The 9,650-nt window shown below is 40.7% G+C and carries 7 protein-coding genes, 1 rRNA gene and 1 other annotated feature; of the genes, 4 read left to right on the forward strand and 4 right to left on the reverse strand.

Annotated elements, in window-relative coordinates:
- From OO184_RS23830 to rluD, 4 genes are all read right to left on the reverse strand, one after another.
- A 16S ribosomal RNA gene (locus tag OO184_RS23830) occupies positions 1 to 64 on the reverse strand; the annotation flags it as partial.
- Positions 65 to 749: 685 nt separating this feature from the next.
- Positions 750 to 3,323, reverse strand: coding sequence for an ATP-dependent chaperone ClpB (clpB, locus tag OO184_RS23835; RefSeq protein ID WP_265381299.1), 2,574 nt, complete (start codon positions 3,321 to 3,323; stop codon positions 750 to 752).
- 132 nt (positions 3,324 to 3,455) lie between these two features.
- Positions 3,456 to 4,187, reverse strand: coding sequence for a purine nucleoside phosphorylase YfiH (yfiH, locus tag OO184_RS23840; RefSeq protein WP_265381300.1), 732 nt, complete (start codon positions 4,185 to 4,187; stop codon positions 3,456 to 3,458).
- Entirely contained in the window at positions 4,188 to 5,165 is a 978-nt protein-coding gene (gene rluD / locus OO184_RS23845) for a 23S rRNA pseudouridine(1911/1915/1917) synthase RluD (RefSeq protein ID WP_265381301.1), read from the reverse strand.
- A 137-nt stretch (positions 5,166 to 5,302) separates the two neighbouring features.
- Between rluD and bamD the strand changes: the two genes are divergently transcribed.
- The 4 genes from bamD to OO184_RS23865 all read left to right on the forward strand — a co-directional run bounded on the left by bamD (position 5,303) and on the right by OO184_RS23865 (position 9,099).
- Positions 5,303 to 6,034 carry an outer membrane protein assembly factor BamD gene (gene bamD / locus OO184_RS23850; RefSeq protein ID WP_265381305.1) on the forward strand — a complete coding sequence of 244 codons (732 nt, stop codon included), beginning with the start codon at positions 5,303 to 5,305 and terminating at the stop codon, positions 6,032 to 6,034.
- 280 nt (positions 6,035 to 6,314) lie between these two features.
- Positions 6,315 to 6,677, forward strand: coding sequence for a ribosome-associated translation inhibitor RaiA (gene raiA / locus OO184_RS23855; protein ID WP_265381302.1), 363 nt, complete (start codon positions 6,315 to 6,317; stop codon positions 6,675 to 6,677).
- 186 nt (positions 6,678 to 6,863) lie between these two features.
- Positions 6,864 to 6,983, forward strand: a sequence feature (Phe leader region).
- Between the two features lie 54 nt (positions 6,984 to 7,037).
- Positions 7,038 to 8,195: a bifunctional chorismate mutase/prephenate dehydratase gene (gene pheA / locus OO184_RS23860; RefSeq protein ID WP_265381303.1), complete on the forward strand. Its 1,158-nt coding sequence runs from the start codon at positions 7,038 to 7,040 to the stop codon at positions 8,193 to 8,195.
- 457 nt (positions 8,196 to 8,652) lie between these two features.
- Entirely contained in the window at positions 8,653 to 9,099 is a 447-nt protein-coding gene (locus OO184_RS23865) for an H-NS histone family protein (RefSeq protein WP_265381304.1), read from the forward strand.
- The last annotated feature ends 551 nt before the right edge of the window (positions 9,100 to 9,650 follow it).

A 9,650-nucleotide genomic window follows, 5' to 3' on the forward strand; every position in this document is an offset into this window, starting at 1 on the left:
CGACTTGCATGTGTTAGGCCTGCCGCCAGCGTTCAATCTGAGCCATGATCAAACTCTTCAATTAAAAGCTTGATGCTCAAAGAATTCACTGATTAACGCTCTTTTGTTTGGCTAACTTTGTCGGCTTCACTGCGCTACACCTCGCCGTACTGAAGTACTGTCTCGGTGTTGCTCGCTTGCCTTCGCGTTATCCTGCCAAAATAACGTTACTAAATTAGTTCGTAATGAATTAACTGTTGTTCACTCTTCAAGACTTTAAAACGTATTTTTTGTGATACGGTCTTGTGAGTGCCCACACAGATTGTCTGATTAATTGTTAAAGAGCAGGCTGACATAAAATTTAATATTCTCGTTCAGCCGGGCTGCGTATACTACGCTTTTCGCCCGCAGAGTCAAGCGCTTATTCGCTTTTCTCTTCCTAGCCTGACAACGTTTATCAGCGTTGTGTCGGTCAGTGGTGGCGCATTATAGGGAATTCTTTGATGCTGGCAAGCATTTAATTACAAAAAAAATTCATTCGAACACCAATTAAGCAAAAACAATGCCGAATTGCGATTTAACGCGCAAAATGATAAAAAAAGAGGCAGTTTCCCACCTCTTTATTATCCCTAGCTATACCCAATGGATTTCAAGATGCATCGCGACGGCAAGGGAGCGAATCCCCGGGAGCATAGATAACTATGTGACCGGGGTGAGTGAGTGCAGCCAACAAAGAGGCAACTTGAAAGATAACGGGTATAAATATAAAGTTATTGCTTGGCTACGATATGGCTATTTTCCACATCCAGAGTAACTCGTTTTCCTGGCAATAGTTGGCCGGAAAGTATCTTTTGAGCTAATGGATTTTCGATTTCCTGCTGGATAGCTCGCTTCAATGGCCGTGCACCGTAAACAGGATCGAACCCGGCTTCTGCCAACATTTCCAACGCTTGCTGAGTCATCGTAACCTGATAACCACGTTCTTCCAGACGTTTGTACAAACGTTGTAATTGGATATCTGCAATCGCTGATAAATGCCGACGCCCTAATGGATGGAACACAACAGCTTCATCAATACGGTTAATAAATTCAGGTCTGAAATGATGGTTAACAATTCCCATCACCATATCTTTCATTTCACCATAATTCAGGCTACCAAAACGCTCCTGGATCATGTCCGACCCGAGATTAGAGGTCATGATTACAACCGTGTTGCGGAAATCGACAGTACGACCTTGCCCATCAGTCAATCGACCATCATCCAGCACCTGCAATAAGATATTGAATACATCCGGGTGCGCTTTTTCCACTTCATCAAGCAAAATCACGGAATAAGGCCGACGACGAACAGCTTCTGTTAGATAACCACCTTCTTCATAGCCAACATACCCTGGCGGCGCTCCTACCAATCGTGATACGGCATGTTTTTCCATAAATTCAGACATATCGATACGCACCATTGCATCATCGCTGTCAAACAGGAAGTTCGCTAATGCTTTGCACAACTCAGTTTTACCAACACCGGTTGGACCAAGAAACAAGAATGAGCCAATCGGACGATTTGGATCAGCTAATCCCGCACGGCTACGGCGGATCGCATTAGATACTGCATTGACTGCCTCATCCTGACCAATAACACGTTTATGCAGCTCTTGCTCCATGCGCAACAGTTTATCTTTTTCACTCTCAAGCATTCTGGCAACAGGAATACCTGTCCAACGAGCAAGAATTTCTGCAATTTCCGCATCGGTAACTTTGTTGCGAAGCAGTTTCATATGCTTACTTTCAGCTTGTGTGGCGGCGGCAAGTTGTTTTTCTAACCCAGGTATTTTCCCATATTGAATTTCAGACATCTTCGCTAAATCACCACTGCGGCGTGCCTGTTCCAGACTGATACGGGCATTTTCCAATTCTGCTTTTATGTGCTGAGTCCCCGTCAATGCCGCTTTTTCAGCTTTCCATTCCTCTTCCAATTCAGAATATTCGCGTTCCTTTACGATCAGCTCTTCATTAAGCATTTCAAGCCGTTTTTTACTGGCATCATCAGACTCTTTTTTCAGCGCCTGCTGTTCCAACTTCAATTGGATAACCCTACGTTCCAGACGGTCCAGCGCTTCCGGTTTTGAATCCATTTGCATACGTAAACTGGCGCCCGCTTCATCGATCAAGTCGATAGCCTTATCCGGCAACATACGGTCTGAAATATAACGATGAGATAATGTTGCTGCCGCGACAATTGCAGGGTCGGTAATTTGTACATGATGATGTAACTCATAACGTTCTTTCAGACCGCGCAAAATAGCGATAGTGTCCTCTACGGAAGGTTCTGCAACATAGACTTTTTGGAAACGGCGTTCCAGTGCTGCGTCTTTTTCAATGTATTGACGATATTCATCAAGTGTTGTTGCACCAACACAGTGAAGTTCACCACGGGCCAGGGCCGGTTTTAACATGTTGCCAGCATCCATTGCCCCATCAGCCTTACCCGCACCAACCATAGTATGCAATTCGTCAATAAACAGAATGACATTGCCTTCCTGTTTAGACAGGTCGTTCAGCACACCTTTCAAACGTTCTTCGAATTCACCACGATATTTAGCCCCTGCTAACAGTGCTCCCATATCCAGAGAAAGGACTCGCTTATTTTTAAGCCCCTCAGGAACTTCACCATTAATGATCCGTTGAGCAAGCCCTTCAACAATGGCTGTTTTACCAACCCCGGGTTCACCAATTAAGACTGGGTTATTTTTAGTACGGCGTTGTAACACCTGAATAGTGCGGCGAATTTCTTCATCACGGCCAATCACCGGATCAAGTTTTCCTTGTTCAGCACGTTCAGTCAGATCAATAGTATATTTTTTCAGGGCTTGGCGTTGATCTTCCGCTCCCTGATCATCAACTTTTTCACCACCACGCATTTGTTCTATTGCCTTAGTGATTTTTTCTTTTGTTGCGCCAACAGCTTTCAATATGTCACTTAATGTGCCACGTTCTTCCAATGCTGCCAGAACAAATAATTCAGAGGAGATAAAATTATCCCCGGCTTTTTGTGCTAGTTTGTCGCACAGATTTAAATGACGAACTAAGTCATTGGATGGTTGTACATCACCACCAACACCCTGTACCCGCGGCAAACGTTCTAAAGCCAGCTCAAGCTGATTGCTGAAACGACCTGCATCAATTCCAATTGACGTTAATAATGGGCGAATAGAGCCACCCTCTTGTTTTAACAGTGAACTCATTAAGTGAATTGGTTCGATGAACTGATTATCATGCCCAAGTGCAAAGGACTGGGCGTCAGCGAGAGCAAGCTGGAATTTATTAGTAAGACGATCCAGACGCATAACACCTCCAATACTGTTCAGAAATTTTGCTACTGGAGATTAAATGAGGCCATTCCTCAAATATTCAAGGTTATTCTGAAAAGCAATGTGAGACATTCTTTTATGCGCCAACGGATCGCCCTACGGGATAGGTTATATCAGCCAGATTAAAGTTGCCATACGTCCGGTGATCCCATCACGACGATAAGAGAAAAATTTCTCTTTATTACTGACAGTACATTCATCACCGCCAAAAATCGCATTCACACCAACAGATTGCAATTTTAACTTTGCTAACAAATAGATATCTGCTAAATACTTTTCGCCGACAGGTATAAAAGCTTGACTCAAATCAGCATGCTGGAGAGTGAACGCTTGCAAAACTTCATTGCCGACTTCAAATTTTTTCGCGCCAATTGCCGGCCCTAACCAAGCTTGGATCTGATTAGGTTTAGCTTTAAATTGAGCGATAGTGTTTTCCAGTACGCCAGCGCATAAACCTCGCCACCCTGCATGGGCAGCCGCAACTTCATCACCAGCAGAACTGCAAAATAGTACAGGCAGGCAATCTGCTGTCATCACAGCACAAACCTGCCCAGGAATATTGGTATAAACAGAATCAGCTTTATTATCTTCCAGTGGCTGACCATTAAGTCTCACAACACACGTACCATGAACCTGTTCTAACCAAATTGGCGGCTGAGGCAGTTCTGCCATTTTCGCTAAAATATGCCTGTTTTGTTCAACAACATCAGGTTTATCACCAACATGCTTACCCAGATTCAAACTATCATAGGGTGACAAGCTCATTCCCCCTAAACGGGTAGAACTACAAGCTTTTACTGTCGTCGGTTGTGGCCAGTTTGGAAAAATAAGCGCGGTCATTTACCAATCCATTTCGTCTTTAAAGGCTTCTGCATCTGCTTTTAATGCCTTAATCAGCATCACCATATCTTCCGGTAATTCAGCATGCCATTCCATTTCAATGCCGGTTATCGGATGATAAAGACGCAGCATCGTGGCGTGCAATGCCTGACGATCAAAGTTACGCATTACCTCGCGGAACTCATCAGAAGCTCCTTTTAAAGGACGAGGACGACCGCCATACAAAGGATCACCTACTAGTGGACGACTAATATGGGCCATGTGAACACGTATCTGGTGTGTTCTGCCGGTTTCCAGTCTCAGGCGTAGACGAGTATGTGCCCGAAAATGTTCCATTACCCGATAATGGGTAATCGCCGGTTTGCCCATTGGATGCACTGCCATATGTGTTCGTTTCGTTGGATGACGAGAAATGGGCTCTTCAACAATGCCACCCGCCGTCATACGACCTGTCGCCACCGCTTCATATTCACGGGTAATTTCCCGTAGTTGGAGTGATTCGACTAAACGCGTTTGAGCGGGAACTGTTTTAGCAATGACCATCAGCCCTGTCGTATCTTTATCAAGACGGTGAACAATACCCGCTCGAGGAACATCGGCAATTTCAGGATAACGATATAACAACGCATTCAATACCGTACCATCTGGATTTCCTGCCCCCGGATGAACGACCAAATCACGCGATTTATTTATTACTAAAATGTCATCGTCTTCATAGACAATATTTAACGCAATATCCTGAGGTTCCCAACGCGCATCTTCTTCAATGATGGCATCAATTGCAATTTCTTCACCTCCCAGCACTTTTTCTTTTGGCTTATTGATTAATTTGCCATTAACCTGAACTCTGTCATCCAAGATCCAATCTTTTATGCGTGATCTTGAATAATCAGGGAACAATTCAGCCAAAGCCTGATCTAAACGTTGACCGAGCTGAGATTCGGCGACTGTTGCATTAAGTCGTATTTGTTGTGCCATATATTGTTTCTACACTTACGTTGAGTTTTGACGGCAGAGCCGTTTAATTTAATATAGTGTGCTATTGTAACTCGATCTTTTGCCGGGAGCTTCATGGATAGTCTCCCAGAAAACACTCAGAGGATAATCAACACGTGATGATACGCACGAAATATCTGGTGGCTGCCGCCACATTGAGCCTGGTACTTTCCGGGTGCGCTGGTGATAAAAACGTTGTCCCCGACAATCCACCTGCGGAAATTTACTCTAAGGGTCAGGAAAAGCTGCAAAACGGTAGCTATGGAGATGCGATCAAGCAATTGGAAACCCTCGATAATCGCTATCCATTTGGCCCCTATTCGCAGCAAGTACAACTCGATCTGATTTATGCTTATTATAAATCCTCTGACTTGCCAATGGCTCTCGCTTCCATTGACCGTTTCATCCGCCTAAATCCAACTCATCCCAACATAGATTATGTTCTGTACATGCGTGGATTAACTTCACAAGCCTTGGATAACAGTCTACTGCAAAGTTTCTTCGGCATTGACCGCTCAGATCGTGATCCTGAACATGCCAGGGTAGCATTCAAGGATTTTAGCCAATTAGTACGCTATCATCCTAACAGCCTGTATACTGCCGATGCGATTAAGCGTTTAATGTTTATCAAAGAGCGTCTGGCAAAGTATGAGCTTTCGGTCGTGGAATATTATAACAAACGTGGCGCCTATGTCGCGGTGGTAAATCGGGTTGAACAAATGTTACGTGATTACCCTGATACACAATCAACTTTGGAAGCACTGCCTTATATGGAAAAAGCTTATACACGTTTGGGTTTAACCGCTCAGGCAGATAAAACAGCAAAACTCATTGCTGCTAATCCTGTATAAAGAAGTAGACAATAAAACAGCGGCCGGCGCCGCTGTTTTATTTTATTAACATCTAAAAAAGACTACTTATCAGCAGAGTTGAAAAGATTCAACTGGTCAATAGTGTCTCATTAGCGCCAATCCTGCAATAGATATTCTTCATATTTTTACCACTAATCACAATTGCTTCAACTAGTTGCCTCATGTTTGGTTAAATGGTGATTTAGATCACCTTTTTCATGAAAAAGAAATGTATGCTGAAATTATTGAAGGTGGATAATCAATAATGAGAGGTAACTATATGATAGTGAATATTACCAGCAAACAAATGGAGATTACCCCGGCAATTCGCAACCACGTAGAAAAACGTCTAAGCAAACTAAATAAATGGCAAGTAAATCTGATAAATCCTCATATTATTCTATCAAAAGGGCCGCAAAATTTTAGGGCTGATGCAACCATAAGTATACCAAATGGTATGTTAGTTGCCGGTGCAAAACATGAAGATATGTATATTGCTATCAATGAATTATTAACAAAACTGGAGCGCCAATTGAATAAAGTTCAGCATAAGGGAGAGGCACGCCGGACTTGCAACAGTGTTAAAGAATCAAACCTTAACTTAGAAACACAGCTAGAAACAGAACCAGAAATATCACAATAAAATAACAATGACTTGCCTCTAACGCGTCCAGTTTGGACGCGTTTTTTGTTGACAGAAACAACAACATAAGGTTAATTAACAAAAACTACTGTAAACCTTTGTCCAGTGCGGGCGACTGCCGATGAAATGGGAAGCTTCGCCCAATTGAGCAAAGAGTAGTCACACAAACTATAAATATGAGAATATGATGAATACAAATCTGTTTTTCTTTTCTTTCTTTTTTACCTTCCCTTGAGGGAGGCTTTCGTCGTTGGAAAAAGAACGAAAAGACGAACAGCAAGCCTCCCCACCGGGAGGCTTTTTTCTGTCCATTGCAAACCTATTATTATCAGAATGTGAATAACCTATTAGGAACTCTTTATGGATCAAAATAATTTGCTGAACATACGGAAAAAAGTCAGCGAACTTGATTTAAAGTTGTTGATTTTACTAGCAGAACGTCGCCAATTAGCTTCTGATATTGCACAAACTAAGTTGCAGGATAATCGCCCTATCAGAGATAAGGATCGCGAACGCGAACTACTAGATGTACTCATTAGAAAAGGAAAAAACTACGGGCTTGATGGCTTTTATATTTCGCGTCTCTTTCAGATGATCATTGAAGATTCCGTACTCACTCAACAAGCATTATTGCAGCAACACCTAAATCAAACACCCCAAGATTCAGCACGTATTGCATTCCTTGGTCCTAGAGGTTCCTATTCTCATATCGCAGCCCGCCAATATGCGGCACGTCATTTCAATCAATTAATTGAATGTAGCTGCCATAAATTCCAGGATATCTTCTCCTTGGTTGAAACAGGCCAGGCGGATTACGGAATGTTACCCATCGAAAATACCAGCTCTGGTTCCATCAATGATGTTTATGACTTGTTGCAACACACCAATTTGTCAATTGTGGGGGAAATAACCATTCCTATTAACCATTGCCTACTCGTTGCAACAGAGACAACGCTATCAGAAATCAAAACGGTTTACAGTCACCCTCAACCATTCCAACAATGTAGCCAATATATTAATCAATTCCCACATTGGAAAATTAAATATTGCGAAAGTACTGCCGCAGCGATGCAAAAAGTCGCTGAACAGAATTCACCAGAAATTGCAGTTTTAGGTAGTGAAGCAGGTGGGGCACTTTATCAGTTACAAGTTCTGGAACAGAATCTAGCAAATCAATCACATAATATTACTCGTTTCATTATTGTTTCCCGTCAACCTATTGAAGTTGCAGAACAAGTACCAGCCAAAACGACATTTATTATGGCAACTGGACAGCAGGCCGGAGCGCTGGTAGATGCGCTAATGGTGCTGAAAAAACATAATATTATTATGAGTAAACTGGAATCTCGCCCGATTAACGGAAATCCGTGGGAAGAGATGTTTTATATTGATGTCCAGGCTAATATCCGTTCAATCAATACACAACACGTCCTGAAAGCATTGGCGAAAATCACTCATTCATTAAAGGTATTGGGATGTTACCCAACAGAAAGTGTGATACCGGTTAACCCTTCCTGATTAAAAAGAACCGGGTATTAAAATATCCGGTTCAGATTATTGGCTTTTAATATTTTGATTATCAATGAGAAAAGTTAATCTTCGGTTTAAAGGCTTTTTATTTATTTTATAAATCCCAACTTCTCAGCTTAAATAATATGGATTATCGTTTTCCATGCCATCTGAAAACAAGAGAGTAAAAAATTTCCACTTATTCGCATAGGATTAAATACGTTTTATTTGAATGTGATAAAACCGGTATTAATAAAAACCATGTTTTATCTGTCACCTCGGTTTTAAAATCTGGAAAAAAACCGCAAGCATATCATGAAAAAGAAGGCAAAAACTTTAATCATTAAAAGTAAAACAGAAATGATTAAAGCTTTTTTAAAGCAAGTAAAAAATTCGGTGTTATACTGACTTTAGAAGAGAAAACATCAGAAAAGACAAGTTTTAAATTTATTAACAAGGTGACAAAATGACAGGAATAACCATAGAACAAGAATATGAGATTGTATCAAAACATTTATCCAGAATGTCCACATTAAGAAGATTTGCTCAAACAAAAGATGTTGAATGGTTAGAAGATGTTTACAAAGCATTAGAGGTAGTCGTTCAAGACAGCAAAGAAACCTTCAGATTAATGAGCTTAGAAGCGGAACAAAAAGAACAAAAACGTTTAGACATATTAAGAATGATTGAAGAAATCGGCCTTGATCTTAAGACCATTAACATACCTATTACTCTTTCTGATTTTAAACCTAAAAAATCAAAGACAGGAAAAGGAAAAACGAGAAAACCTAAGTATCAGTTTAATGAAAATGGAGAAATTAAATACTGGTCAGGAAACGGTAAAAAACCATCAGGTTTACAAAAACTCCTCAATGAAGGTCATTCATTAAATGAATTTTTAATTAAAAAATAAAAAACCTCGGAATGAGAATAGCCTCACAAGTTTTAATATTATTGACTTTCTTTCTTTGCTTGCATTCGCTTTTGTGGCGATCGCAAGCGCTTTTTTATCGGTGATTAACTCGGTTATTAATTAAAAAAGTGTAAAAAAACAGGCTCCCATTAATGCCAAATTTTTAAAAGGTAAAGAGCATTTAAAAACAGACTACTCCCCACTTATTCATCATCGATGCTATATCCCAATTATTTTACGAAATAGATTATAAAAATAACGCAATAAAAAAGAGGGAAAACGGTTAAAAGGATGATTAACATTCGTTAAATATAAAACACGATATCCCATGATGATTAAACCTAATAAAAAACAGGTGTAAAAAAAGGGAAAACATGGTTAAAGCCGCATGCCATTAAATCCAGAAGCTAAAACCATGACTTTTAATAATAACTTAAAAACTGCCCATCATAAAACCATCAGTAAAAAAATAAGAAATAAAATTGGTTTTGTTAATGCTTAAAACGAATATGATTAATATTCATTGCGCGTAAAATACCGACATACCATGA

Source organism: Photorhabdus aballayi (assembly GCF_026153155.1).
Taxonomy (GTDB): domain Bacteria; phylum Pseudomonadota; class Gammaproteobacteria; order Enterobacterales; family Enterobacteriaceae; genus Photorhabdus; species Photorhabdus luminescens.

Bases quoted from the DNA above. Each gene is read 5' to 3' on its own strand.
- OO184_RS23865 (WP_265381304.1), top strand. From the start codon at position 8,653: ATGACAGGAATAACCATAGAACAAGAATATGAGATTGTATCAAAACAT.
- rluD (WP_265381301.1), bottom strand. From the start codon at position 5,165: ATGGCACAACAAATACGACTTAATGCAACAGTCGCCGAATCTCAGCTC.
- bamD (WP_265381305.1), top strand. From the start codon at position 5,303: ATGATACGCACGAAATATCTGGTGGCTGCCGCCACATTGAGCCTGGTA.
- clpB (WP_265381299.1), bottom strand. From the start codon at position 3,323: ATGCGTCTGGATCGTCTTACTAATAAATTCCAGCTTGCTCTCGCTGAC.
- pheA (WP_265381303.1), top strand. From the start codon at position 7,038: ATGGATCAAAATAATTTGCTGAACATACGGAAAAAAGTCAGCGAACTT.
- raiA (WP_265381302.1), top strand. From the start codon at position 6,315: ATGATAGTGAATATTACCAGCAAACAAATGGAGATTACCCCGGCAATT.
- yfiH (WP_265381300.1), bottom strand. From the start codon at position 4,187: ATGACCGCGCTTATTTTTCCAAACTGGCCACAACCGACGACAGTAAAA.